This is a genomic window from Kribbella sp. CA-253562, assembly GCF_050942265.1.
Taxonomy (GTDB): domain Bacteria; phylum Actinomycetota; class Actinomycetes; order Propionibacteriales; family Kribbellaceae; genus Kribbella.
Genome location: NZ_CP192049.1, coordinates 1888528 through 1914816 on the forward strand (window position 1 = coordinate 1888528; position 26289 = coordinate 1914816).

22 protein-coding genes are annotated in these 26289 nt (G+C 69.6%); 17 read left to right on the top strand and 5 right to left on the bottom strand.

Features of this window, described 5'->3' with window-relative positions:
- Nucleotides 1-137 precede the first annotated feature (137 nt).
- Both ACQPXM_RS09165 and ACQPXM_RS09170 read left to right on the top strand, forming a co-directional pair.
- Complete coding sequence (locus ACQPXM_RS09165) at nucleotides 138-5009, top strand: NAD-glutamate dehydrogenase (protein ID WP_432946792.1); 4872 nt, start codon at nucleotides 138-140, stop codon at nucleotides 5007-5009.
- A gap of 331 nt (nucleotides 5010-5340) precedes the next feature.
- The gene (locus ACQPXM_RS09170) at nucleotides 5341-6186 is read left to right on the top strand and encodes a hypothetical protein (protein ID WP_432951207.1); all 846 of its coding nucleotides are present in this window, start codon (nucleotides 5341-5343) and stop codon (nucleotides 6184-6186) included.
- 44 nt (nucleotides 6187-6230) lie between these two features.
- Here ACQPXM_RS09170 and ACQPXM_RS09175 read toward each other — a convergent pair whose 3' ends face one another.
- The 3 genes from ACQPXM_RS09175 to ACQPXM_RS09185 all read right to left on the bottom strand — a co-directional run bounded on the left by ACQPXM_RS09175 (nucleotide 6231) and on the right by ACQPXM_RS09185 (nucleotide 8062).
- Nucleotides 6231-6395 (bottom strand): hypothetical protein, encoded by a 165-nt coding sequence (locus ACQPXM_RS09175; RefSeq protein ID WP_432951209.1) that lies wholly within the window; start codon nucleotides 6393-6395, stop codon nucleotides 6231-6233.
- Nucleotides 6396-6522: 127 nt separating this feature from the next.
- Nucleotides 6523-6858: a hypothetical protein gene (locus ACQPXM_RS09180; RefSeq protein ID WP_432946794.1), complete on the bottom strand. Its 336-nt coding sequence runs from the start codon at nucleotides 6856-6858 to the stop codon at nucleotides 6523-6525.
- Nucleotides 6859-7324: 466 nt separating this feature from the next.
- A complete protein-coding gene (locus tag ACQPXM_RS09185) occupies nucleotides 7325-8062 on the bottom strand; it encodes a GntR family transcriptional regulator (RefSeq protein ID WP_432946796.1) in 738 nt (245 codons plus the stop codon).
- 239 nt (nucleotides 8063-8301) lie between these two features.
- Between ACQPXM_RS09185 and ACQPXM_RS09190 the strand changes: the two genes are divergently transcribed.
- From ACQPXM_RS09190 to ACQPXM_RS09255, 14 genes are all read left to right on the top strand, one after another.
- On the top strand, nucleotides 8302-9300 hold the full coding sequence (locus ACQPXM_RS09190; protein WP_432946798.1) for a Gfo/Idh/MocA family protein: 999 nt from the start codon (nucleotides 8302-8304) through the stop codon (nucleotides 9298-9300).
- Entirely contained in the window at nucleotides 9297-9680 is a 384-nt protein-coding gene (locus tag ACQPXM_RS09195) for a hypothetical protein (protein WP_432946800.1), read from the top strand. The genes ACQPXM_RS09190 and ACQPXM_RS09195 overlap by 4 nt, the downstream gene beginning before the upstream one ends.
- Nucleotides 9677-10579: a sugar phosphate isomerase/epimerase family protein gene (locus ACQPXM_RS09200; protein ID WP_432946802.1), complete on the top strand. Its 903-nt coding sequence runs from the start codon at nucleotides 9677-9679 to the stop codon at nucleotides 10577-10579. Before ACQPXM_RS09195 ends, ACQPXM_RS09200 begins: the two co-directional genes overlap by 4 nt.
- Nucleotides 10579-11520 carry a 5-dehydro-2-deoxygluconokinase gene (gene iolC / locus ACQPXM_RS09205; RefSeq protein ID WP_432946804.1) on the top strand — a complete coding sequence of 314 codons (942 nt, stop codon included), beginning with the start codon at nucleotides 10579-10581 and terminating at the stop codon, nucleotides 11518-11520. The genes ACQPXM_RS09200 and iolC overlap by 1 nt, the downstream gene beginning before the upstream one ends.
- A gap of 449 nt (nucleotides 11521-11969) precedes the next feature.
- Nucleotides 11970-12827, top strand: coding sequence for a Cgl0159 family (beta/alpha)8-fold protein (locus tag ACQPXM_RS09210; RefSeq protein ID WP_432950972.1), 858 nt, complete (start codon nucleotides 11970-11972; stop codon nucleotides 12825-12827).
- Nucleotides 12828-12929: 102 nt separating this feature from the next.
- Nucleotides 12930-13817 (top strand): 5-deoxy-glucuronate isomerase, encoded by an 888-nt coding sequence (gene iolB / locus ACQPXM_RS09215; protein WP_432946806.1) that lies wholly within the window; start codon nucleotides 12930-12932, stop codon nucleotides 13815-13817.
- A gap of 57 nt (nucleotides 13818-13874) precedes the next feature.
- Complete coding sequence (gene iolD / locus ACQPXM_RS09220) at nucleotides 13875-15785, top strand: 3D-(3,5/4)-trihydroxycyclohexane-1,2-dione acylhydrolase (decyclizing) (protein WP_432946808.1); 1911 nt, start codon at nucleotides 13875-13877, stop codon at nucleotides 15783-15785.
- A gap of 1 nt (nucleotide 15786) precedes the next feature.
- Entirely contained in the window at nucleotides 15787-16692 is a 906-nt protein-coding gene (locus ACQPXM_RS09225; RefSeq protein ID WP_432946810.1) for a TIM barrel protein, read from the top strand.
- Nucleotides 16693-16773: 81 nt separating this feature from the next.
- On the top strand, nucleotides 16774-17769 hold the full coding sequence (locus ACQPXM_RS09230) for a substrate-binding domain-containing protein (protein WP_432946812.1): 996 nt from the start codon (nucleotides 16774-16776) through the stop codon (nucleotides 17767-17769).
- 10 nt (nucleotides 17770-17779) lie between these two features.
- A complete protein-coding gene (locus tag ACQPXM_RS09235; protein ID WP_432946814.1) occupies nucleotides 17780-18826 on the top strand; it encodes an ABC transporter permease in 1047 nt (348 codons plus the stop codon).
- Nucleotides 18823-19674 carry an ATP-binding cassette domain-containing protein gene (locus ACQPXM_RS09240; RefSeq protein ID WP_432946816.1) on the top strand — a complete coding sequence of 284 codons (852 nt, stop codon included), beginning with the start codon at nucleotides 18823-18825 and terminating at the stop codon, nucleotides 19672-19674. Before ACQPXM_RS09235 ends, ACQPXM_RS09240 begins: the two co-directional genes overlap by 4 nt.
- 203 nt (nucleotides 19675-19877) lie before the next feature.
- On the top strand, nucleotides 19878-20888 hold the full coding sequence (locus ACQPXM_RS09245; protein ID WP_432946818.1) for a Gfo/Idh/MocA family protein: 1011 nt from the start codon (nucleotides 19878-19880) through the stop codon (nucleotides 20886-20888).
- A gap of 88 nt (nucleotides 20889-20976) precedes the next feature.
- Complete coding sequence (locus tag ACQPXM_RS09250) at nucleotides 20977-22473, top strand: CoA-acylating methylmalonate-semialdehyde dehydrogenase (RefSeq protein WP_432946820.1); 1497 nt, start codon at nucleotides 20977-20979, stop codon at nucleotides 22471-22473.
- Nucleotides 22474-23375: 902 nt separating this feature from the next.
- Nucleotides 23376-23591, top strand: a complete 216-nt coding sequence (locus ACQPXM_RS09255; protein ID WP_432946822.1) for a hypothetical protein — start codon at nucleotides 23376-23378, stop codon at nucleotides 23589-23591.
- On the opposite strand, the gene ACQPXM_RS09260 is transcribed toward ACQPXM_RS09255, so the two are convergent.
- Both ACQPXM_RS09260 and ACQPXM_RS09265 read right to left on the bottom strand, forming a co-directional pair.
- The gene (locus ACQPXM_RS09260) at nucleotides 23549-24550 is read right to left on the bottom strand and encodes a Gfo/Idh/MocA family protein (protein WP_432946824.1); all 1002 of its coding nucleotides are present in this window, start codon (nucleotides 24548-24550) and stop codon (nucleotides 23549-23551) included. The two genes, ACQPXM_RS09255 and ACQPXM_RS09260, sit on opposite strands and share 43 nt — an antisense overlap.
- A gap of 10 nt (nucleotides 24551-24560) precedes the next feature.
- Nucleotides 24561-24986, bottom strand: coding sequence for a hypothetical protein (locus tag ACQPXM_RS09265; protein ID WP_432946825.1), 426 nt, complete (start codon nucleotides 24984-24986; stop codon nucleotides 24561-24563).
- Nucleotides 24987-25173: 187 nt separating this feature from the next.
- On the opposite strand from ACQPXM_RS09265, the gene ACQPXM_RS09270 reads away from it, so the two are divergent.
- The gene (locus ACQPXM_RS09270; RefSeq protein WP_432946827.1) at nucleotides 25174-26199 is read left to right on the top strand and encodes a Gfo/Idh/MocA family oxidoreductase; all 1026 of its coding nucleotides are present in this window, start codon (nucleotides 25174-25176) and stop codon (nucleotides 26197-26199) included.
- The last annotated feature ends 90 nt before the right edge of the window (nucleotides 26200-26289 follow it).

Genomic DNA, 26289 nt, shown 5'->3' on the forward strand with positions numbered 1-26289 from the left:
AGGTGATCCGTAAGGCACTCGAAAGGACCGTCCCGGGATCACACCAGTGACAGAAGTGGACTAATCTCTGAGTGACCGCACAACGGCGTGCGGCGGGGCGCGCACAGCGCCGAAACACGCGTGTGGAACGGTGGGGAATGCAGAGCAAGCTGGACGTCCAGAAGGCGGATGTGCTCGCCAAGGCGGTGGCCGCGGGGTCACACGGGCACGACAAGTCGGTCGACCCCGAGAAGCTGCGAAGCTTCCTCGAGCGGTACTACCGCTACGTGGCCGCCGAGGACGTGGCCGAGCGCGAGCCGCAGGACTGCCTGGGCGCCGCCAAGCACCACTACAAGGCCGCCACCTCGCGGCCGCAGGGCACGGCCAAGGTGCACGTCTTCACCCCGACGGTCGAGGAGCACGGCTGGTCCGCGAACGGCCGGACCGTGGTCGAGATCGTGGTCGACGACATGCCCTTCCTGGTCGACAGCGCGGCGATGGTGGTGACCGACCACGGCCTGGAGCTGCAGCTGCTGATCCACCCGCAGTTCGTCGTACGCCGTGACGTCGCCGGCACGCTGCAGGAGGTGCTCGACGACGCCAACTCCTCCGACGCGCACGACCTGGTCCGAGAGAGCTGGATGCACCTGGAGGTCGAGCGGATCTCCGACCCGGTCGCGCAGCGCGAGCTGGAGAAGGCGCTGCAGCGGGTGCTCGGTGACGTCCGCGAGGCGGTCGAGGACTGGCCCAAGATGCACGAGAAGGCCGTCGGCATCGCCGCCGAGCTGGCCGAGTCCGGCGACCAGCTGCCGGTCAGCGCCACCGAGGTCGAAGAGGCCCGCGAGCTGCTGGAGTGGCTGGCCGACGAGCACTTCACCTTCCTCGGCTACCGCGAGTACTCCTTCACCATGCGTGGCGATCAAGGCATCCTGCGCGGCGTCCCGGGTTCCGGTCTGGGCATCTTGCGGCCGGACCAGCAGCAGAGCGAGACCGCCGGGTTCCTGCCGCCGGAGGTGAGCGCCAAGGCCCGCGAGAAGAAGCTGCTGATCCTCACCAAGGCGAACTCGCGCTCGACCGTGCACCGCTCGACGTACCTCGACTACGTCGGCCTGAAGTCGTTCGACGAGAACGGCGAACCGGTCGCCGAGCGCCGCTTCATCGGTCTGCTGTCCTCGACCGCCTACACCGAGAGCGTCATGCAGATCCCGGTCCTGCGGCGCAAGGCGCTGGAGCTGTTCCGCCTGACCGGCTTCGACCCGAACAGCCACAGCGGCAAGGGCCTGCTCGACGTCCTGGAGACGTACCCGCGCGACGAGCTGCTGCAGGCGCCGGTCGAGGACCTGCTGCCGATCGTGCAGACCGTGCTGCACCTGCAGGAGCGCCGCGCGGTGAAGCTGTTCGTCCGCCGTGACGTCTACAACCGGTACCTGTCCTGCCTGGTCTACCTGCCGCGCGACCGCTACACCACCGCGGTCCGGCTGAAGATGCAGCAGATCCTGAAGGACGCGATCGGCGCCGACTCGGTCGACTACGCCGCGCACGTGACGGAGTCCGTGCTGGCCCGGGTGCACTTCGTGGTCCGGATGAAGCAGGGCCAGACCGTCGGCGAGTACGACGCCGAGCTGCTGGAGCAGCGGGTCGTCGAGGCGACGCGCGCCTGGCAGGACGACTTCGCGGTCGCGCTGCACGCGTTGGGCGGCGACGGCGCCGTCACCCGGCTGAACGCCCAGTACGCCGGCGCGTTCCCGGAGGCGTACAAGGAGGACTTCGACGCCCGAGTCGCGGTGAAGGACGCCACGACTCTCGAGCAGCTGCCGGCCGAGAACGGGCTGGCGATGTCGCTGTACTCGCCGATCGACCAGCAGTGGCCGGGCGAACGCCGGTTCAAGGTCTACCGGACCGGGTCGCCGCTGTCGCTGTCGCAGGTCCTGCCGCACCTGACCCACATGGGCGTCGAGGTGATCGACGAGCGCCCGTACGAGATCCGCCGGCCCAACGGCACGGCGTACATCTACGACTTCGGCCTGCGGGCGCCGGCGGAGTCGGAGGAGCGCGAGGAGCTGCGCGCGCTGTTCTCCGACACGTTCCGCGCGGTCTGGGACGGCCGGGCCGAGTCCGACAAGCTGAACGCGCTGGTCCTGCGCGGCAACCTGAGCTGGCGGCAGGTCTCGATCCTGCGCGCCTACCAGCGCTACATCCGCCAGGGCGGTACGCCGTTCAGCCAGGACTACATCGAGAACACCTTCCTCAACCACGTCGACGTCGCGGGCCTGCTGGTCCAGCTGTTCGAGGCCTGCTTCGACCCGGCCCGCGGTGACGCCGGCGACCCGGTCCGGCAGGAGACGATCGCCCAGCTGGAGAAGGAGATCGGCGCCGCGCTGGACACGGTGAAGAGCCTGGACGAGGACCGGATCCTGCGGTCCTACCTGACCGTGATCAAGGCGACGCTGCGGACCAACTACTTCCAGCCCGGACCCGACGGGCAGCCGCGCGACTACATCAGTTTCAAGCTGGAGCCGAAGGCGATCCCGGACCTGCCGCAGCCGCGGCCGGCGTACGAGATCTTCGTGTACTCACCGCAGGTCGAGGGCGTGCACCTGCGCTTCGGCGCGGTCGCGCGCGGCGGGCTGCGCTGGTCGGACCGGCGCGAGGACTTCCGCACCGAGGTGCTCGGCCTGGTCAAGGCGCAGATGGTGAAGAACTCGGTGATCGTGCCGGTTGGGGCGAAGGGCGGGTTCTACGCCAAGCAGCTGCCCGACCCGGCCGTCGACCGGGACGCGTGGCTGGCCGAGGGCATCGCGTCGTACAAGACCTTCATCTCCGGCCTGCTGGACATCACCGACAACATCGTGGCCGGCTCGGTCGTGCCGCCGCGCGACGTGGTCCGGTACGACGGCGACGACGCGTACCTGGTTGTTGCCGCCGACAAGGGCACGGCGACGTTCTCCGACATCGCGAACGGCGTCGCCAAGGAGTACGGCTTCTGGCTCGGCGACGCGTTCGCCTCGGGTGGTTCGGCCGGTTACGACCACAAGGCGATGGGCATCACCGCGCGCGGCGCGTGGGAGTCGGTCAAGCGGCACTTCCGCGAGATGGGCCACGACTGCCAGAACGAGGACTTCACCGTCGTCGGTGTCGGCGACATGTCGGGTGACGTGTTCGGCAACGGGATGCTGCTGTCGGAGCACATCCGGCTGGTCGCGGCGTTCGACCACCGGCACATCTTCCTCGACCCGACGCCGGACGCGGCGACCTCCTTCGCGGAGCGGCGACGGTTGTTCGAGCTGCCGCGCTCGTCGTGGGCCGACTACGACACCGCGCTGATCTCGGCCGGTGGTGGCGTCTACCCGCGCACCGACAAGGCGATCCCGATCACGCCGGAGGTCCGCGTCGCGCTCGGCCTGGAGGGCAACCCGGCGACGCTGACGCCCGCCGAGCTGATGCAGGCGATCATCAAGGCGCCGGTCGACCTGTTCTGGAACGGCGGCATCGGCACCTACGTGAAGGCGACCACCGAGTCGCACGCCGACGTCGGCGACAAGGCCAACGACGCGATCCGGATCAACGGGTCCGAGCTGCGTGCCCGCGCGGTCGGCGAGGGCGGCAACCTCGGCTTCACCCAGCTCGGCCGGATCGAGTACGCCGCCGCCGGCGGCCGGATCAACACCGACTTCATCGACAACGTGGCCGGGGTGGACACCTCCGACCACGAGGTGAACATCAAGATCCTGCTCGACAAGGTGGTCGCCGACGGTGACCTGACCGAGAAGCAGCGCAACGACGTGATCGCCTCGATGACCGAAGAGGTCGCCGCGCTGGTGCTGAAGAGCAACTACCGGCAGAACATCGGCCTGGCCAACGCCGCCGCGCAGGCCGCGGCGCTGATGCACGTCCACCAGGACTGGGTGCGCCGGCTGGAGAAGCAGGGTCTGCTCGACCGGGAGCTGGAGTTCCTGCCGAGTGTCGCGGAGTTCAAGCGGCGCAAGGCCGAGGGGCGTGGGCTGACCTCGCCCGAGCTGTCGGTGCTGATCGCCTACACCAAGATCGTGCTCGAGGCCGAACTGCTGAAGACCTCGCTGCCCGACGACGACTTCCTGGCCAACAAGCTGGTCAGCTACTTCCCGAAGGCGATCCAGGACCGGTTCGCCGAGCCGATGAAGTCGCACCAGCTGCGCCGGGAGATCATCACCACCCAGGTGGTGAACGAGTTCGTCAACTCCTCCGGCATCACGGCGTTCCACCGGCTCTCGCTGGAGACCGGCGGCACCGCCGAGGACGTCGTCCGCGCCAACCTGGCCGCGTCCCGGATCTTCGCCCAGCCCGACCTGCTGGCGCTCAACGCCGACCTCGACAACGTCGTCGACGCCGAGACCCAGACCCGGATGCGCCTGGAAACGCGCACCCTGGTCGAGCGAGCCACCCGCTGGCTGGTCAGCAACCGGCGTCCCCCGATGGACATCGCGGAACTCATCGAGTTCTTCACACCGGGCATCGCGAAGCTGACGGCGGCGCTGCCCGAGGTCCTGCGCGGCCGTGAGCTGGCCCTGTTCGAACAGCGCCGCGAAGCCCTGGTGACCAAGGGCGTCCCGGCCGACTTCGCCACCCGCATCGCAGTCCTGCCCCCGGCGTACGCGGGCCTGGGCATCGTCGAAACGGCCGACCGCGACGACCTCGACATCCTGGAGGTCGCCAAGGTCCACTTCGCCCTCGGCGAGCGCCTGCAGCTGGGCCGTTTCCTCGAGCGCATCGTCGCCCTCCCGCGCACCGACCGCTGGCAGACCATGGCCCGCGCCGCCCTCCGCGACGACCTGCACACGGTCCACGCCCGCCTGACGGCACAGGTCCTGGCCACCACGGACCCCACCGCGGAACCCGAGGACCGAGTCATCTCCTGGCAGGACCAGAACGAGGCAGCCCTGTCCCGCGCAGCCACGATGCTGGAGGAAATCGTCGAAACCGAGGGCCCGGAGCTGGCGCATCTGTCGGTCGGGCTCCGCTTGGTCCGCACATTGATGGGCAACCAGGCCTGACAGGTGTTGCGTAGGTGGGTCGAGCTCAGCTCGGCCCACCTAGGCCGGTTGGTCACGTCCAGCGCATGAGCATGTGGCGGACCATGCCCCTGGGAACGACGCTTCCTTCGCAGGCAGCTAATCTGCGGTGGCCAATGTGCCGGTTGCGCGTGAATCTGGGGGAGCTGGGATGCGGGGAGTCATCGGGTGGGCCTGCGCGGTGGCACTCCTCGCGTGCGGCTGCGCCGGTACGCCGGGCGTTGACGGCAAGGACGCCAACGACCGGGACGCCAACGGCCGGGCATCCGCCGGGGCGTCCCCGTCTGCTCCAGCATCCACCGTGTCGGCGCCTGTGCGTCCGGCCGCCGAGGCGGCATCGTCGAGCGCCGTGTGCGAGCACGTCCGAACGACTCTGCCCGGCAACTGGACGGTCGCAGCCGGATCGTCCGCGACCTACCCCATCGCCGACGTCTGCTCCCTGACGAACTCCACCGACGCGAACAACCGCTTCGACATCTCCGTCGGCGTACTCGCGCTGTCCGCACCGGATATCGCTGCCCTTCGGACCTACGAGAACCGCTCCCTCAAGGATCTCGGCTACGCGGTCAGACCCGTCGCCGCCACCGTCAGCCAGAACTCCTGGTCCGTGACCCCAGCCGCCGTCGGCCCTTGGATCGTCTTCTTCACCGGCGGACGACCGGTGCGGGTCGCCCAGACGAGCTCGGCCCAAGGCCAACAGCAAGCAGTGACCGCCGTCGCGCGAACCATCGCCGCCATGCCCGGCGGAATCCCGCCCGCACCCGCGATCCAGGCCCGCCCCGAATGCGAACGGGGAACGCCGGCGGCAAAAAAGATCCTCGGCGGTCGAGCCGTCGCCAGACGCGACGCGATCGTCGACGGAAACCTCCGGTGCCACTGGGGCTCGACCCGGGCTGGAGTCGCGACCGCCGGTGGTGGCCCTGCCTCCGAGCCGGCGACGGACTTCGCCATGGTGAAGGACGCAGGCACCCCCGGGTCAGCGGCCATCACTCAGCGTGTGAACGTCGGCGAGGAGGGCTGGCAACAAGACAACGGCTTCTTGGCCTTCCGAGCGACAGCCGACACGTTCGTCACCATCCGATCGGTACCGATGACACCAACCCAATCCGCCCAGATCCGAACCCTGGGCAAGGCAATCCTGCCCTCTTACAAGCGCTGATCGAAACCCGGCCGCCGGCCGGGGCGTCCAATCCCTGCTGGTCCTTACGTCCCGAAGTCGGTGCCGTCGGAGCCGCAGCCGTCGGCGTCGGCGTCGGCGTCGGCGTCGGCATCGGCGTCGAGCACGACCAGGACGGCCGGACCTTGCGCTGCTACCGGCCAATGCCAGCGAGACGGCCTGACGAGGTCACCCCTCGCGGGACTGCTCACGAGCTCAGCGAGCGGTAAGGGATCAACCTGGACGCGGAGAGGCACTGACGCCAGGAGTGGAGGGGCACGGCGCTGTCGGCTCGTCCGCGGACCGGGCAGCGCGTTGCGACGCCGGGTGTCGCCTTGCTCAGGTGGTGACTCGCTTCGTCGACGAACAGCTCTTGTAACCGGTGCGCGTGTTCGTATTGCACACGTAGATGTCGATCCGGAGTCCGTGACCTGACGCGATGGGTCCACGGAAGGCTGCGTCTCCGTGGCAGCTACTGTCGCCGAGCGTGTGCCAGACGCCAGTGATCTTGTAGTGCAGCACCGCCCCTCGCGCGTCACAGCTCTTGTCTTTGGCGATCAAGGTGAAGTTCCCGCTTGCCGCGACGGCCACCTGCCCCAACGCCCCGCCGTCCGGCGAGGTCACCGACGTCGTGGCGGCATGCGCTGGGGTTGCCACCAACAACCCGCTCAGCATCACTGCGACTCCTACCAGTGCCCCCAGTGCACGTGCCTTCATCAGTCCTCCGAGAGAGATGTCTCGAGCAGGCTTGCGCCCGCCCGCTGGATTTGTCGCGACAGTACGAGTTGTCGCCGACGTGTATCTGCCCGTACCGCACCCGTACTTCACGCGGCAGGCGTGAGGACGCGGTTGGCATTACGTTCGCGGGCTGGTTGGGACAGATCAGTCGAGGAGCCGATACGGCGGGTGGTGGTGATTGGAGTTGCCGGGGCAAGGAAGTGAAGCTGGCCGTCCACCACACCGTCACCGCGTCCTGGGCTTGGTGGCCGTTGTCCGGCGCTGGGGCTGGCCGGGACGGCAGTGGGGTCGGCCTGGTCGACGTCGACCGGCTCGGTTGTTGGAGGTTGGCGCATGATTGATCTAGCAAGCTTGCGCGGCGGGTCGGACACCCGTTCGGTGATGGAGGCGGCAATGGATGGGGTCACCGATCGGAGACGATGACCTCGACGGAGTACTGGTCGGCGCGGTAGCAGTGGTCGCCGAACTCGACTGCCGAACCGTCCGCGTCGTACGCGCTGCGGGTCATCGTGACCAGCGGCTCGGCTTTGGACATATGGAGGGTACGGCGTTCCTCGGCGGAGGCGTTACGTGCGCCGATTCGCTGCCGCGCGACCGTCGGGCGGATGCCGCGGGCGCGCAGGACGGCGTACAGGCCCTCGGTGGTGAGCTGCTCCTGGGTGAGGTCGTTCATTGCTGGGGGCAACCAGTTGCGCATGATCGCGAGCGGGACGTCGCCGGCGTAGCGGAGGCGGACGATCGCGACCAGCGGCGTGCCGGGTGGCAGGCCGAGGGCTTCCGCGGCGCGGTCGTCGTGGGCCGCGCAGTTCAGGGAGAGGACGTCCGTGCGCGGCGTCCGGCCCTCGCGTTCCAGGTCGTCGTACAGGCTGGTCAGCTCGGCCTTGCGGTGGACCATCTGGTTGGCGACCGTGGTGCCGATGCCCCGGCGGCGGACCAGGAGTCCCTTGTTGACCAGCTCGGAGATCGCACGCCGGACGGTCGGCCGCGACAGGCTTAGCCGGTCCGACATCGCGATCTCGTTCTCGAACGGGTCGCCGGGGCGCAGGGTCCCGTCGGTGATGGCAGCCGTCAGCTGCTCGGCCAGCTGGTGGTACAGCGGCACCGGGCTGGTCCGATCGATTTGAATCGGCAGGGCGGCCATGGGCGGATGCTACCGAGGAACGTGCATATGTGTCGACGTGAAAATGTGCTTACAAACTATTGACTCTCCTCGGCTGGGCCGGAAAGCTGGGCACGGCCACCGGCGCCGACATCGTCCGGGCGTCGCTCGCGACTACCCGGGCCTGTGGGCGCGACCGTCGCGAGGCGCCCGTACTGCGGCGCTGTCGCGCGGCCGAGCCGGGCGAGTCAGAGATCGAGCGAACGAGAGGGCGGCCGCAGATGCGGATCGGGTTGGTCGGGGTCGGGCGGATCGGTGCGTTCCACGCGGCGACACTGAAATCGCTGCCGGCGGTCGAGCAGGTGGTCGTCGCCGACGCCGACGACACTCGGGCGGAGCTGACCGCCAAGGAGCTCGGGCTCGAGTTCGCGCCGGACGTGCCCGCACTGCTGACCAGCGGGATCGACGGCCTGGTGATCGCCGCCGCGACCTCCGCGCACGCCGAGCTCATCGCGGCCGGGGTCGCCGCGGGCATCCCCACGTTCTGCGAGAAGCCGGTCGCACTCGATCTGGCGGAGACGCAGCGGGTGGTCGAACTGGTCGAGGGATCCGACGTCCCGGTGCACATCGGCTTCCAGCGCCGCTTCGACGCCGGGTATCAGGCGGCCGCCGCGCAGGTTCGCTCCGGCGAACTCGGTTTCGTCCACCACATCCGCGCGAACACCAACGACGCGTTCCCGCCGCCGGCCGGCTACATCCCGACCAGCGGCGGCTTCTTCCGCGACTGCACGGTGCACGACTTCGACATCATCCGGTACGTCACCGGCCGCGAAGTGGTCAGCGTCTACGCGACCGGCGCCAACCGGGGCGAAGCCTTCTTCGGCGAGTACGGCGACGTCGACGCGGCCGCCGCGCTGCTCACGCTCGACGACAGCACCTTCGCCACCGTCAGCGGGACCCGCTACAACGCAGCCGGTCACGACGTCCGGATGGAGGTGCTCGGCAGCCTCGGCTCGGTCGCGGTCGGCCTCGACGAACACACCGCACTCCGCTCGGTCGAAGCCGGCGTGACCTTCCCCGGCGGCGAGCCGCACGCCACGTTCATGGACCGCTTCGGCCCGGCGTACGTCGCCGAACTCACCGCGTTCACCGAGGTCGTCGCCGGCACCCGCGAGGTCCCCTGCACCGTCCGCGACGCCCTCCAGGCCTTCCGCATCGCCGACGCCTGCGAACTGTCCCGCAAGGAAAACCGAGTCGTCTTCCTGGACGCCGCCACATGACCAGCCAGACCAGGCTCCGCCTGAGCGCGGCTGACGACGGCCCGACTCGAATCGAGCGAGCCGGCGAAGCCGTGGCGCTGATCGAAGGCCGCGAGATCCCGACGCTGACCGAGGCAACCGGCGACGTCCCGACTCCAATCGATCGGACTGGCGACATGCCGATGCTGATCGAGCGGGCTGGCGATATGCCGACGCTGGCCGGGGCATCGCGACCTCCCGACGCTGACCAGCCGTCGCACCGCGCCCTTCGCGGCGGTGGCACACCGTGCTGTCCGGGACGCCGGCCGGCGCGGACCAAGACAAATTGTCCCGGCGCCGTTACGGCGCGCACCAACGACGAACGACCCGACGAGTCGACACCTGAGGAGATCGGCCGATGAGTGACGTAGCTGCCCGGATTGCCGGAGCCCCGATTTCCTGGGGTGTTTGTGAGGTTCCCGGCTGGGGTTGGCAGTACGACCCGGAGACCGTGTTGGCGGAGATGCGCGACGTCGGGATCGCGGCGACCGAGTTCGGGCCGGACGGGTTCCTGCCCGACGACCCGGCGGAGAAGGCGAAGACGCTGGCCGATCTGGGACTGCGCGCGGTCGGTGGGTTCGTCCCGGTGGTGCTGCACGATCCGTTGCACGACCCGGTCCCCGAGGTCGCCCGTGCTCTCGAAGGGTTTGTCGCCGCCGGCGCGTCGACCCTCGTCATCGCCGCCGCGACCGGTTCGGACGGTTACGACGGCCGGCCCGTGCTCGACGACAGCGGCTGGGCGACCCTGCTGGCGAACCTCGACCGCCTGACCGAACTGGCTGCCGCCCAGAACGTGCTCGCCACGATCCACCCCCACGTCGGCACGATGATCGAAAACGCCGACGACGTCCGCCGCGTCCTGGCCGGTTCCACGATCGGCCTCACCCTCGACACCGGACACCTGATGATCGGTGGCGTCGACCCGGTCGCGCTGACCCTGGAACACACCGCGCGGATCAAGCACACCCACCTCAAGGACGTCGACGCGGCGTGGGCCGCGAAGGTCCAGTCCGGCGAGGTCAGCTACACCGACGCGGTCCGGGAGGGGATGTACCGCCCGCTCGGTCAGGGCGACGTCGACCTCACCGCCATCGTTGGCGCCCTCGAGTCGTCGGGCTACCAAGGCTGGTACGTCCTCGAGCAGGACACCATCCTGCAGGAACGGCCTACCGGCGAGGGCCCGGTCGCGGATGTTCGCTCCAGCATCGCTCACCTCCGTCACCTCGCGGCCGGCTCGACCGTCGAAGGGGCGGTTGTCTGATGGCGGACGACGTACTGACCATCGGGCGGATCGGGGTCGACCTCTATCCGTTGCAGACCGGCACGCATCTGGAGGATGTCGAGAGCTTCGGCAAATTCCTCGGCGGTAGCGCGACCAACGTCGCCGTGGCGGCGGCCAAGCACGGGCGCAAGGCTGCGGTGATCAGCCGGACCGGTAACGATCCGTTCGGCACCTTCATCCATCGCACCCTCCGTGAGCTCGACGTCGACGACCGGTTCGTGACCGGGGTCGACGGCCTGCCGACGCCGATCACCTTCTGCGAGATCTTCCCGCCGGACAATTTCCCGCTGTACTTCTACCGGTTCCCGAAGGCGCCGGACCTGGTGATCCACCCCGAGGAACTGGATCTGCAGGCGATCAAGGACGCCAAGATCTACTGGTCGACGGTGACCGGCCTGTCGGCCGAGCCGAGCCGCTCGGCCCACTTCGCCGCCTGGGAGGCGCGCGAGCGCCGCCCGATCACCGTCCTCGACCTGGACTACCGCCCGATGTTCTGGGCGGACCCCAGCGAGGCGCACGAGCAGGTTAGCAAAGCCCTCGACCACTGCACGGTTGCCGTCGGCAACCGCGAGGAGTGCGAGGTCGCCGTCGGCGAGACCGACCCGGACAAGGCCGCCCAGGCACTGCTCGACCGCGGTCTGGACCTGGCCGTGGTGAAGCAGGGGCCCAAGGGCACGCTCGCCCGCACCCGGGACGAACGCGTCGAGGTCCCGCCCTTCCCGGTCGAGGTCGTGAACGGCCTCGGCGCGGGCGACGGTTTCGGCGGAGCCCTGTGTCATGGGCTGCTCGCCGGCTGGCCGCTCGAACGCGTCATCCGCTTCGCCAACACCGCAGGTGCCATCGTCGCCTCTCGCCTCGAGTGCTCCACCGCGATGCCCACCGAATCCGAAGTCCTCACGCTGTTGGGCGAAACCGCATGACCAGCCATCAACCCCCGCCGCCCCGAACCGCCCCGAGCAATCCGGCGCCTGCGGAGCATCCAACGCACACGAGTGCTCACAGGCAGGGCGTCACCCCCACGCCGGAAGTCAGCCCAGCCCCTTCGCCGAGCCGAGTACCGGCGGGCGGTCCGGCGTACTCGGGTGATCCGGTGGCTGGCGTGAACCCTGCGCAGGCGAATGATCCGGCGCTCGCACCGAGTTCCCCGCAGGCAAGTGGCCCGGCGTCTGGGCGGAGGCCCACACCGGCGAGCGGCCCGGCGTCTGGGCAGCGGCCCGCACCGGCGAGCGGCCCGGCCTCTGCGCCGAGACCCGCGACGGCGAGTGGTTCGGCGTTGGCCCCAAGTGCACCGCCCGTCAAGAGCTCGGCACCTGCAGGTGCGGGCAGGCAGGTCGAGTGGGGTACCGGGTACGGCGTGGATCTGACTGAGATGCGGGTGCGGCATCCTGAGCGGGTGGCTGAAGCCTGGCAGCAGCGGCGGCGGCGTGAGCTGGTGGGAGACGACGGGCGGTTGCTGATCGTCGCGGCGGACCACCCGGCGCGCGGTGCGCTGGGCGTCCGCGATGATCGGATGGCGATGGCCAGCCGATCGGGGTTGATCGAGCGGCTGTGCACGGCGCTGCAACGGCCAGGGGTCGACGGCGTGCTCGCCACACCGGACGTGCTCGAGGACCTCCTGCTGCTCGGAGCGCTGGAAGGCAAGCTGGTCATCGGGTCGATGAACCGTGGTGGGTTGCAAGGCGCCTCCTTCGAGTTGGACGACCGGTTCACGGCCTACCGGTCGGCGGACGACATCGCGTCGCGCCGGCTGGACGGCGGCAAGATGCTGACCCGGATCTGCCTGGACGATCCGGGCACGGTGGCGACGCTGGAAAGCAGCGCGCAGGCTGTCACGGAGCTGGCCGAGCGCAGGCTGATGGCGATGGTCGAACCGTTCTGGTCGGTGCGGACCGACGGGCGGGTCAGCAACCTGCTCGACCCGGACTCGGTGATCCGGTCGGTGCACATCGCCTCCGGGCTCGGCGCGACCAGCGCGTACACGTGGCTCAAGCTGCCGGTGGTGGACGAGCTGGAACGGGTGATGGAGGCAACGACTCTGCCGACCTTGCTGCTCGGCGGCGATCCGACTGTCGCGCCCGAGGAAACCTATGCATCCTGGGGCAAGGCGCTGAGCCTGCCGTCGGTGCGCGGACTGGTCGTCGGACGGGCGCTGCTGTTCCCGCCGGACGGCGACGTTGCCGCCGCTGTCGACCAAGCCGCCACCCTGGTGCACGGAGGTGCCGCATGACGAAGGCCACGTCCACCATCGGCGGGGGTGCCGCATGACGCACCTGACACCGCCGATCGCCGGCACCCCGAGAGCAGATTCGTCGACCCGTGGAGGTGTCGCATGACCGAGTGGTTCAGGCCCGCAGGCTCCACGGCGCGGGACGGCTACGACCTCGTCGTCCGGCCCGGGGAGCAGGACTGGCACCACACCGGCCTGACCGTGCGGACGCTGCGGCCGGGACAGTCCGTCGAATTCGACACCGGGGACTGCGAATACCTTGTCCTCCCGCTGAGCGGCTCCGCCGAGGTGATCGTCGAGGGCGAAACCGTGCCGCTCGGCGGCCGGGCGGACGTCTTCGCCGGACCGACCGACCTCGCCTACGTCCCGCGCGGAACCACCGTGGCGGTCGTCAGCGCCGGTGGTGCGCGGATCGCCTTCCCACACGCCAAGGCCGCGAGCGACTACCCGTTCCGCCGGATCGGCACCGAGCAGGTGGAAACCGAGCTGCGCGGCGCCGGGGTATCGTCCCGGCAGGTCCGCAACTTCGGCACGCCGGCCGTGCTCGAGGCCGACTCGATCATCGCCTGCGAGGTGCTCACGCCGGCCGGCAACTGGTCGTCGTACCCGCCGCACAAGCATGACGAGCACAAGCCGGGGGAGGAGAGTGTGCTCGAGGAGATCTACTACTTCGAGCTGCAGCTCTCCGAGGACGCGCCGGAAGGTGTCAAGGGCAACGACCCGATCGGCTACCAGCGGGTCTACGGGACCGAGGACCGGCCGATCGACGTCCTCGCCGAGGTCCGGGACGGCGACCTCGTGCTCGTGCCGCACGGGTGGCACGGCCCGGCGATGGCACCGCCCGGCTACGACATGTACTACCTGAACGTGATGGCCGGTCCGGGCACTGAACGCGCCTGGTTGATCAGCGACGACCCGCAGCACGGCTGGGTCCGGCAGCTGTGGGACAACCAGCAGATCGACCCGCGGCTCCCGTTCGGCGAGCGGTGAGCAGCCACTCATGACTCCTTCCACGATCGATCCGCGGCTACCTTTCGGAGGACAGCGATGACGGTACGTCTCACGGTCGCGCAGGCGCTGGTGCGATTCCTGAGCGTCCAGTACTCGGAGCGCGACGGCGAACGGCAGAAGCTCTTCGCCGGCTGCTTCGGCATCTTCGGGCACGGCAACGTGGCCGGGCTGGGCCAGGCGCTGCTGCAGGCCGAGCTCGAGGACCCGACGGCGCTGCCGTACATCCTGGCGCGCAACGAACAGTCGATGGTGCACAGCGCGTCGGCCTTCGCCCGGACTCGCGACCGCCTGCAGACCTATGCCTGCACGGCCAGCATCGGGCCCGGCTCGACCAACATGGTGACCGGCGCGGCCCTGGCGACGGTGAACCGGCTGCCGGTCCTGATCCTGCCGTCGGACGTCTTCGCGACCCGCGTGGCCAGCCCGGTCCTGCAGGAGCTGGAGAGTTTCTCGGCCGGCGACGTCTCGGTGAACGACGCCTTCCGCCCGGTGTCGAAGTACTTCGACCGCGTCTGGCGGCCCGAGCAGCTCCCGTCGGCGCTGCTGAACGCAATGCGCGTGCTGACCGATCCGGTCGAGACCGGCGCGGTCACGATCGCTCTGCCACAGGACGTTCAGGCCGAGGCCTACGACTGGCCGGAGGAGCTGTTCGCCGAGCGCACCTGGTACGTCGCCCGACCGTTGCCAGAGGCATCCATCGTCGAGAAGGCCGCCGAGCTGATCAGGTCGGCGGAGCGCCCGTTGATCGTGGCTGGTGGCGGCGTTGCGTACTCGCGCGCCCAGGACGCACTGCGCGCCTTCGCCGAGGCGACCGGCATCCCGGTCGCGGAAAGTCAGGCAGGCAAGGGATCCCTGCGCTACGACCACCCGCAATCGGTCGGCGCGGTCGGCTCCACCGGAACCACGGCGGCGAACGCGCTGGCCCGCGACGCCGACCTGGTGATCGGCATCGGGACCCGCTACGGGGACTTCACGACGGCGTCGCGGACGGCGTTCCAGAACCCGGACGTGAAGTTCGTCAACATCAATGTGGCGCGGTTCGACGGTGGCAAGCATGCTGGTCTCCCGGTGGTCGCGGATGCCCGGGAAGCCCTTGTTTCCTTGGCATCCGCGCTCGATGGCTGGCGCGTGCAGAGAAAGTACACGGATTCGGCCACCGCACTGGCCGAACAGTGGGACGAGGTTGTGGACAACCACTACATCCCATCCGCCGAGGTGACCGGAAAGCTCGCGGAAGGACTGCTCACCCAGGGCCAGGTCCTCGGTGCCGTCAACGAATTGTCGGCGCCGTCTGATGTCGTTGTCTGTGCGGCCGGTTCGATGCCGGGCGACCTGCACAAACTCTGGCGGACCCGCGACCCGAAGGGCTACCACGTTGAGTACGGCTACTCCTGCATGGGATACGAGATCGCCGGCGGCATCGGTGTCCGTCTCGGTGCCCCGGACCGTGACGTCTTCGTCCTGGTCGGCGACGGGTCGTACCTGATGATGTCCAGCGAGCTGGTCACCGCTGTCCAGGAGAACGTGAAGATCATCGTCGTCCTGGTGCAGAACCACGGCTTCGCCTCGATCGGCGCCCTGTCGGAGTCCCTGGGTTCCCAGCGATTCGGTACGGCGTACCGCAAGCGTGGCGCGGACGGGCGTCTCGACGGCGACTACCTGCCGGTGGATCTGGCGGCGAACGTGCGCAGCTTCGGCGTCGAGGTGATCGAGGTGTCCAGCCGCGACGAGCTGGACAAGGCGATCCACACGGCGAAGGCCGCCGACGGGCCGATCGCGATCCACGTCACCACGGACCCGATGATCGGCGCGCCGGACAGCGACTCGTGGTGGGACGTGCCGGTCAGCCAGGTCTCCGACCTCGACTCGACCCGTGCGGCCGCGGCGTCGTACGAGGAGTCGAAGAAGGCCCAGCGTCCGTACGTCGCGCCGGTGGAAGGTCGTTGACATGGGCCTCGAAACCAGCAGAGTGAAAATCGGCAGCGCCCCCGACTCGTGGGGCGTCTGGTTCGCCGACGATCCCCAGCAGACGCCGTGGACCAGGTTTCTCGACGAGGTCGCCGAGGCCGGGTACACCAGGATCGAGCTGGGGCCGTACGGCTACCTGCCGACCGATCCCGCCGAGCTCAAGGAACAGCTCGACCAGCGGGGACTCGAAGTCACCGCCGGTACGACGTTCGAGCACCTGCACCGGCCGGACTCGTTCGACTCGACGTGGCGCGACGTGGCCCCGGTGGCCGAGCTGGCCGCCGCGATGGGCGCGAAGCATCTGGTCGTGATGCCCTCGATGTGGCGCGGTGACGACGGCCAGATCGTCGAACCGCGGCTGGACCACGAAGGTCAGGCGCGGCACGGCCGCCAGGTGACCGAGCTCGGTCGCCGCGTGTTCGAGGAGTACGGGCTGAGGACGCAGTTCCACCCGCACGCGGACGGGCATGTCGACACCCAAGACACGGTCGAGCGGTTCCTGGCCGAGACCGACGGTGCGCACGTGAACCTCTGCCTCGACACAGGGCACATCAGTTACTGCGGCGGCGACAACCTGCAGCTGATCCGCGACTACCCGGACCGCATCGGGTACGTGCACCTGAAGCAGGTCGACCCGGCCGTGCTCGCGCAGGTCCAGGCCGAAGGGCTCGGGTTCGACGCGGCGGTCCAGCGCGGGGTGATGTGCGAGCCGCCCGGCGGCGTACCGGAGCTTCCTCCGGTGCTGGAGGCACTCGCCGGCCTGGACGTCGAGCTGTTCGCGATCGTGGAGCAAGATCTCTACCCCTGTGCGCCGGAGGTGCCGCTGCCGATCGCGCGCCGCACCCTGGCGTACCTGAACAGCCACGGGGGTGGTGCATCCGCCTGACGGCCAGGAGAGTATGCACTCTCTGGTCAGTAGCAACGCCGCGGCGTACCCGCGGGAACTTCGGAAAGGCTGGTTGTGGTCATGGTTCGGTGGCATAGGAAGGCCGTAGTCAGTAGTGCGGCACTGGCGCTCGTGCTCGCGGTGGGAGCCTGCAGCGACTCCGGCGGCAAGCAGGAGGAGCAGAACGCGGACTCCGGCTCGGGCAACGTGGCGACCACGCCGCGGATCAAGGTCGCGCTGATCACCCACTCCAAGGCGGGTGACACGTTCTGGGACATCGTCCGGCGCGGTGCCGAGGCGGCGGCGCAGAAGGACAACATCGAGCTGCAGTACTCCTCCGATCCCGACGGCGCGGCCCAGGCCAACCTGGTGCAGACCGCGATCGACTCGAAGGTCGACGGCATCGCGGTGACGCTGAACAAGCCCGACGCGATGATGCCGAACGTGAAGAAGGCGATCGCGGCGGGCATCCCGGTGACCGTGCTGAACGGCGGTCTGGACACCTGGAAGCAGTCCGGCGCGATCGGGTACTTCGGGCAGGACGAGCGGATCGCCGGCGAGGCGACCGGGGACAAGCTCAAGCAGCTCGGCGCGAAGAAGGTGCTCTGCGTCGTGCACGAGCAGGGCAACGTCAGCCTCGAGGCCCGCTGCCAGGGCATCAAGAACAAGTTCGGCAACGTCGAGAACCTGAACGTCGACGGTGCCGACCAGCCGGGCACGCAGGCGACCATCACGTCGAAGCTGCAGCAGGACAAGTCGGTGGACTACCTGGTGGGTCTGAACGCCGGCGTCACGCTGACCGCCGTCCAGGCCGCCAAGGACGCCGGGTCGTCGGCGAAGATCGGCAGTTTCGACATGAGCAAGGAGATGGCCAAGGCGGTCAAGGACGGCACCGTGCAGTTCGCCGTCGACCAGCAGCCGTACCTGCAGGGCTACCTGGCGATCGACGCGATCTGGCTGAACAAGACCAACGGCAACTCGATCGGCGGCGGCGAGGCCACGCTGACCGGCCCGTCGTTCGTCGAGAAGTCCAACATCGAGGCCGTCGAGAAGTTCGCCGCGGCCGGGACCCGCTGAGGTAGCCGCGATGGCATCGACGATCGCGACCCCCGCCGACGCCGACGACCGCGTCTCGGCGCGCTCGGTCGGCGCCCGGCTGCTCAGCCGCCCGGAGATCGGGTCGCTGGTCGGCGCCGCGGTGATCCTGGTCTTCTTCTTGGTCACCGCGGAGCCGTTCCGCGACATCAACAACGCCGGGACGATCCTCTACCAGGCCGCGCTGATCGGGGTGATGGCCGTTCCGGTGTCGCTGCTGATGATCGGTGGCGAGTTCGACCTGTCGGCCGGGGTGGCGGTGACGACCGCCGGCCTGACCGCCGGCATCTTCGCCTACCAGTTCAGCGTCAACGTCTGGGTCGGGATGGCGGTCGCGCTCGTCCTTGCCCTGGCGATCGGTCTGTTCAACGGCTGGCTGCTGATGCGCACCGGGCTGCCGAGCTTCCTGGTCACGCTCGGCACGTTCTTCATCCTGCAGGGGCTCAACGTGGCGGTCACCCGGCTGACGTCGGGCGCCGTCGCGTCGAACTCGATCAGCGACATGGACGGGTTCAGCTCGGCCAAGGCGCTGTTCGCCTCCGAGTTCAAGCTCGGCGGCCTGACGATCAAGATCATCGTGGTCTGGTGGATCGTGTTCGTCGCGATCGCCGCCTGGGTGCTGCTGCGGACCAAGATCGGCAACTGGATCTTCGCCGTCGGCGGTGACGCCGCATCGGCGCGAGCGGTCGGCGTACCGGTGAAGAAGGTGAAGATCGGCCTGTTCATGACCGTCGGGTTCTTCGCCTGGTTCACCGGGATGCAGCTGCTGTTCGTGCAGAACGGCGTCGTGCAGTCCGGTGAGGGCGTCGGCAAGGAGTTCCTCTACATCATCGCCGCAGTGGTCGGCGGCTGCCTGCTGACCGGGGGCTACGGCTCGGTGGTCGGCGGCGCGGTCGGCGCGCTGATCTTCGGCATGGTGCAGCTCGGTGTTGTGTACGCCGGCTGGAACCCGGACTGGTTCAAGGCGTTCCTCGGCGCGATGTTGCTGCTGGCCACGATCGTGAACCTGGTCGTCAAGAACAAGGCGGACGCACGATGAGTACGACGGAAAGCTTCGCCAGCGAGGCGACCGGCAGCCCGACCACGCCGATCGTGCACCTGGAGGACGTGGGCAAGAGCTACGGCAACATCCACGCCCTGCGCGGAGTGTCGCTGTCGGTCCGGCAGGGCGAGATCACCTGCGTGCTGGGCGACAACGGCGCGGGCAAGTCGACGTTGATCAAGATCATCGCCGGCCTGCACGACTACACCTCCGGGACCATGTCGGTGAACGGCGAGGAGCGGCACTTCTCCTCACCGCGCGAGTCGCTGGACAGCGGCATCGCGACCGTCTACCAGGACCTGGCGCTGGCTCCGCTGATGTCGGTCTGGCGCAACTTCTTCCTCGGCAACGAGCTCACGAAGGGGCCCTTCGGGGTGCTCGACTCGGCCCGGATGAAGCAGGTCGCGCAGGAGGAACTGACCAAGATGGGGATCTCGATTCCCAACCTGGAGCAGCCGGTCGGCAAGTTGTCCGGCGGTCAACGGCAATGCGTCGCGATCGCGCGGGCGATCCACTTCGGCGCCAAGGTGCTGATCCTGGACGAGCCGACCGCCGCACTCGGCGTGAACCAGTCAGGGGTGGTGCTGAAGTACATCGTCAAGGCGCGGGACGCGGGCATCGGGGTCGTTTTCATCACCCACAACCCGCATCACGCGTACCTGGTCGGTAACCACTTCGTCATCCTCAAGCTCGGCCGGGTGGCGCTGGACACGCATCGGTCGGACATCACGCTGGAGCAGCTGACCACGGAGATGGCCGGCGGCTCGGAGCTGGAGGCGCTCAGCCACGAGCTGCGCGGCTTCGATCCCGAGCTCGTCGTCGCTCCACAGAACAAGCAGGACTGAGCGGTACGGCGGGCGCCCGGCCGGGAGTACGCCCGGTCGGGCGGTCGCCGGAGCAGGAGCAGTTGGCGGTCAGCCGGGAGATCGGGAGCAGTTGGCGGTCAGCCGGAGGATCCGAGCAGGTGGCGGTGGCGCCGGGACACCCGGAGCCGCCGGAAGTGCGGCGCGGCAGTCGTCGTACCAATGTCGTCAGAGAGTAGGTGGAGATGCAGGATCTCAGGATCGGGATCATCGGTGTCGGGGTGATGGGCGCCGATCATGCCGAGCGGGTGGTGCGACGGATCTCCGGCGCACGGCTGGTCGCGATCTCCGATCCCGACCTGCCCCGGGCGACCGCCCTGGCCGAGTCGCTGGGTGAGATCCGCGTGATCGAGGATCCGCTGGCGCTGATCGGGGACGCGAGCGTCGACGCGGTGATCATCGCCTCGCCGGGATTCGCGCACGCCGAGCAGCTGATGGCGTGCCTGGAGCACGCGAAACCGGTGCTCTGCGAAAAGCCCCTGACGATGGACACCGAGTCGTCGCTGCGGGTCGTCGAGGCCGAGCACAAGCTCGGCCGGCAGCTGATCCAGGTCGGATTCATGCGCCGGTTCGACCCGGAGTACGCCGCGCTGAAGCAGCTGCTCGACTCCGGTGAGCTCGGCCGGACCCTCCTGCTCCACAACGTGCACCGGAACAAGACGGTCGCGGCCAGCTTCCGCAGCGAGATGATCGTGCGCGACTCGCTCGTGCACGAGGTCGACGTCGCGCGCTGGCTGTTCGACGACGAGATCGCCCGGATCACCGTGCACGCGCCGAAGCCGACCAGCTTGGTCGCTGACGGAGTGCTCGACCCGCAGCTCGCGGTGTTCGAGATGGCGAGCGGGGCGATCGCCGACGTCGAGGTGTTCGTGAACTTCCAGGTCGGCTACGAGGTGCGCTGCGAAGCCGTCGCCGAGAAGGGCAGCGCGACCATCGGCCTCGGCGTCGACGTACTGACGCGACGCGGCGGGCAGTGGGGTGGCGCCGTACCGGAGGACTACCGGGCCCGGTTCGGTACGGCGTACGACATCGAGGTCCAGCGCTGGGTCGACGCGACGGCGCGGGGCGAGATCGACGGGCCGACGGCCTGGGACGGGTACGCCGCGGCCGCCGTCTGCACCGCCGGCGTGCAGTCGCTGCAGGAAGGCCGCCCGGTCGAGGTCGAGCTGGCCAGTAAGAGCGAAGTGCTCGGATGACGCCCGGACGATGCCGGGCTGCCCGTGGGGCCGCCGCGCCCGCTCAACTACACGACATCACCGCAGGATCGACGCGAGGGACGAAGCTGTGAGCACTCAACGCATCACCCACCTGATCGGCGGGACGCCCTGGACGGGAGTCTCGGAGCGGACCAGCAAGGTCTACAACCCGGCCACCGGCGAGGTGACCGGTGAGCTCGACCTGGCCTCGGCGGCAACCGTCGACGAGGTGGTCAAGGTCGCCCACGAGGCGTCGAAGGCGTGGGGGCGCACGTCGCTCACCAAGCGCGCGCAGGTGCTGTTCGCGTTCCGCGAGCTGCTGAACGAGCGCAAGGGCGACATCGCCGCACTGATCACCGCCGAGCACGGCAAGGTGCTGTCGGACGCGCTCGGCGAGGTGACCCGCGGGCTCGAGGTGGTCGAGTTCGCCTGTGGCATCCCGCACCTGCTCAAGGGCGGGTTCAGCGAGAACGTGTCGACCAACGTCGACGTGTACTCGATCCGCCAGTCGCTCGGCGCGGTCGCGGTGATCTCGCCGTTCAACTTCCCGGCGATGGTGCCGCTGTGGTTCGTGCCGATCGCGGTGGCCTGCGGCAACAGTGTGGTGATCAAGCCGTCGGAGAAGGACCCGTCGGCGGTGAACGCGGTCGCCGCGCTGTGGAAGGAGGCCGGCCTGCCGGACGGCGTGATGAACGTCGTGCACGGTGACAAGGAGGCCGTCGACCGGCTGCTCGAGCACCCGGACATCAAGGCGGTCTCGTTCGTCGGGTCGACGCCGATCGCACGCTACGTGTACGAAACCGGTACGGCGAACGGCAAGCGCGTGCAGGCGCTCGGCGGCGCGAAGAACCACATGGTCGTGCTGCCGGACGCCGATCTGGACCTGGCCGCCGACGCCGCGGTGAACGCGGGCTTCGGCTCGGCGGGCGAGCGGTGCATGGCGATCTCCGCGCTGATCGCGGTCGAGCCGGTCGCCGACGAGCTGATCGGCAAGATCCGGGAGCGGATGGCGACGCTGAAGACCGGCGACGGGACCCGCGGCTGCGACATGGGCCCGCTGGTCACCGGCGAACACCGGGACAAGGTCGTCGGGTACGTCGAGGCGGGGGTCGCGGCCGGCGCCGAACTCGCGGTGGACGGCCGGGAAGGGCCGTTCGACGGCGGCGACGACGGGTTCTGGCTCGGGCCGACGCTGTTCGACAAGGTGACGCCGGAGATGTCGATCTACACCGACGAGATCTTCGGGCCGGTGCTGTCGGTGGTCCGCGTCCCGTCGTACGACGCGGCGCTGGAGCTGGTGAACTCCAACCCGTACGGCAACGGGACGGCGATCTTCACCAACGACGGTGGGGCCGCGCGGCGGTACCAGGTCGAGGTCGAGGTGGGCATGGTCGGGGTGAACGTGCCGATCCCGGTGCCGATGGCGTACTACTCGTTCGGCGGGTGGAAGAACTCGCTGTTCGGCGACACCCACGCGCACGGAGCCGAGGGCGTGCACTTCTTCACCCGCGGCAAGGTGGTCACCTCGCGCTGGCTGGACCCGAGCCACGGCGGCCTGAACCTGGGCTTCCCGACCCACGACTGATCGCCGTTCGGGGTGTAGCGTCGAGAGTGACCCCCGGGGATCAGGAGTGCCGCGGCGAACCAGGCTCAGCCGAGTCGTCCGTCAGTGGGAAGTCCTCAAGCCCTGGAGTGCGTCATGTCGAAGAACAAGGGCGGACGCGAAGTCCGCAAGCCGAAACAACCCAAACAGCCGAAGGCCAGCCCGGCCGACAGCGCGATCATTCCGCCGACCAAGCAGGGGCGGAAGTAGTCGCCAGGCACTGAACAGGTGAGAACGCCGGTTGCCACGCATCCTCGAGGAGCGCGGCGACCGGCGTTCGCCCGTTGCGGCGTCCGTGGGTCAGCATCACCGTGACGTCGCAGTGGGCCGGCCCCGGCACCGGCTGCGGCGCGGGGCCCGCGCAGGATCCCCCGTCGCCGTCGCCGTCGCCGTCGCCGTCGCCGCCATCGCCTCGCCGTCGGCTCGCCATCGCCGTCGCCTCGCCGTCGCCTCGCCGGTGTTGTCGCGGTGGCCCTCGCCGGCCTCGCGGCTCGGGCCGGGCGATCGGCCTGATCGGGTCGATCGCTGGACCAGGTAGAGGGCCCGGGGTGCGGACGCCATCGCGGTCCGGTCACGACCCCTTACGGGACTGGGGGCCGCGGCCGCCGGGTCTCAGGTCGCCGAGGAGGCGGCGTGCGCCCCCGTCCGCGCCGGTACGGCGGCCTACCGCCGTACCGCCGTACCGGCGGCCGCGGCCGGGTCTGAGGGTCGTCGAGGACGCGGCGGCGTGCGCTCCCGCTCCCCGTTCGCGCCGGTACGGCGGCCTACCGCCGTACCGCCGTACCGGCGGCCGCGGCCGGGTCTGAGGGTCGTCGAGGACGCGGCGGCGTGCGCTCGCTCCCGCTCCCCGTCCGCGCCGGTACGGCGGCCTACCGGCCTACGGCGTGCCGTCCTCCGTCCTCCGTCCGCCGTCCCGGCGTCCCGGCGTACCGGCGTACCGGCGTACCGGCGTACCGGCGTACCGGCGTACCGGCGTACCGGCGTACCGGCGTACCGGCGTACCGGCGTACCGGCGTACCGGCGTACCGGCGTCCCGCCGTACCGGCGTGCGGACAGGTCAGAGCTGCAGGCTCGGGCGCGGCTGCAGGCCCGCGGACTGATAGGCGGCGTCGATCAGTTCCATCGTGGCGACCGCGTCGTCGGCGTCGATGGGCAGCGGGGTGCCCTCGCGGAGATGAGCGGCGAAGGCTTCCAGCTGATACGTGTACGACGACTTGCGGCCGAGGTGTTCGACCCAGTGGTCTTCCTTGGTGGTGACGATCACCCGGTCGTCCTGGTGGGGCAGGACGAAGCTCGGGGCGAACGCCTCGCCGCGGGTGCCGACGACCTTGAGGCTGAACTCGAGCTGTTCGGCGGCCATGCTGGTGCGGACCGCGCCGGTTGCGCCGTTCGGGAACTCGAGGTCGGCGTTCAGCCATTCGTCGACGCCGGGCAGGCGCTTGCGTTCGCCGGCGCGGGCGCTGACCAGCGTGGGCCGGCCGCCGCCCCACGGGGCGAACATGCGCTGGGCGTGCAGCGCGTAGCAGCCGACGTCCATCACGGCGCCGCCGGCGAGCGGCAGCGACCAGCGCGGGTCCTCGTCGGCCGGGGGCGGCATCACCATGGTGGCCTCGACGTGCTGGAGTTCGCCGAGCTCACCCTTAGCCAGCAGCTCCTGCAGCCGCTTGGTCACCGGGTGGAACAAGTAGTGGAAGCCCTCCATCACCACGACGCCGGCCTCGCGCGCGGCGTCCCGGACCTGGGCCGCCTCGGCCGCGTTGCTGGCCGACGGCTTCTCGGTCAGCACATGCTTGCCCGCGGCAATGGCCCGCAGGTTCCACGGGCCGTGCAGGGCGTTGGCGAGCGGGTTGTAGATCGCCTCGACCTGGGGGTCGTTGATCACGTCGTCGTACGACGCGTGCACGCGCTCGACGCCGTGCTCGGCGGCGAAGGCCTCGGCCCGGTCGGTGTCCCGGGCGGCGACCGCGACCAGCCGGGCGCCGGTCAGGCGGGCCGGTTCGGCGATCGCCCGGCCGGCGATCCGGGCGGCGCCGAGGATGCCGATGCGCAGCGGTTCCATGCCTTCTCCTTCAGATGTTCGTCCGTACGGCGGCGTACGGCGGGCTGGTCGAGGGCTTCCGGGGTGGGGCGGCCGGGGCCCGTCGAGTCCCTGGCGGGGTGTTCCGCCCGGCTCCGGGACGCGAGATCGCCGGTCGGCGACGTCGCCGTCCGAGGCCGGCCGGAAAAGCGTATCCCGCGCCGCCGACGGAAACGGTGGCCGGATCGAAGGCGTCATCCTGCCCGAGTTCGGGCAGCACCCGATAGGCCCTGACCGCCATCCGGACCCGCAGGCCGTCCGCCCGTGCGCCCGCACAAGCACCAGCCCTGAAGGCAGCCGCAGCCCGGTGGTCGACCGGCGAGATCGGCGTACCGGCGGTGGAGGTGCGCGACCTGAGCGGCCGTGACCGGCTCGGGGCCGCGATCACCCCGCGCAACAAGACGCGCAACCTGTCCATGCCCGCAGCGTAGAACCCGCCCGGCACGACGTAAGCCGCCGACCGCGGACCACCCACGGACCTTCATCTGCCCGATCCACCCCGTTCACCTCCATCCCTTGCCGAAGGCACCTTCCCCGGATTCCCGTCCCCGTGATGAGATCTCCTGACCCAGCTCACCGGCTGGCGACGAACAGGGGAGGCGGGAATGCGTACTGATCACGGGCTGCCGGTGGTTCGGTTGGGCCTGGTGGGGGCCGGCCGGATCGGGGTCATGCACGCCGGCAACGTCGCACGCCACGTCGCCGGGGCCGAGTTCGTGGCGGTGGCCGATCCCCGACGCGAGGCAGCCGACGAGCTGGCGGACAAGTACGCGGCCCGGGCGTGCGAGGTCGACGAACTGCTCGCCGATCCGGAGATCGACGGCGTACTGATCGCGTCGATCGCGGCCGCGCACTCCGACCTGATCGTCCAGGCGGCGCAGGCGGGCAAGGCGGTCTGGTGCGAGAAGCCGGCCTCGCTGACGCTCGACGAGATCGACCGGGCGATCACGGCGACCAAGGACGCCGGGGTGCCGTTCCAGGTCGGGTTCAACCGGCGGTTCGCGGCCGACTTCCAGCAGGCGCGGGCGACGGTCGACACGGGTGGCGTCGGTACGCCGCAACTGATGCGCTCGATCACCCGCGACCCGGGCTGGCCGGCGGGACTCACGAACGCGGCAGACGTGCGGCCGTGGACGATCTTCCGCGAGACCCTGGTGCACGACTTCGACATCCTGCTCTGGCTCAATCCGGGCGCCGAGGTCGTCGAGGTCTACACCCGCGCCGACGCGCTGGTCGCGCCGGAGTTCAAGGCCGACGGGCTGATCGACACCGCGGTTGTCGTGCTGACCTTCGACAACGGCGCGATCGCGACCGCGGAGGCGAACTTCTCGGCGCTCTACGGGTACGACGTCCGCGCCGAGGTCTTCGGCAGCAAGGGCATGGTGCTGGCCGGCCGGCTCCCGAGCACCCCGGCGGTGCACTACGACGCGAGCGGCCTGCACCAGCAGACGATGCGCAGCGACGAGCAGATGTTCCGCGACGCGTACGTGCAGGAGCTCGCCGACTTCGCCGCGGCCGTACGCGGCGACAGCGAACCGCCGGTCACCGGACAGGACGCCCGCCGCGCGCTCGAGATCTCCCTGGCCGCGATGCGGTCGCATCAGGAGCAGCGGCCGATCCGGATCGGGTAGCCGGCGCCGAAATCGACGCCCCACAAAGGAAGAGATCTGATCAAATCTGCTCATCGACTCGACGGTGGGCCCCTGACAGCCCAAGATGTG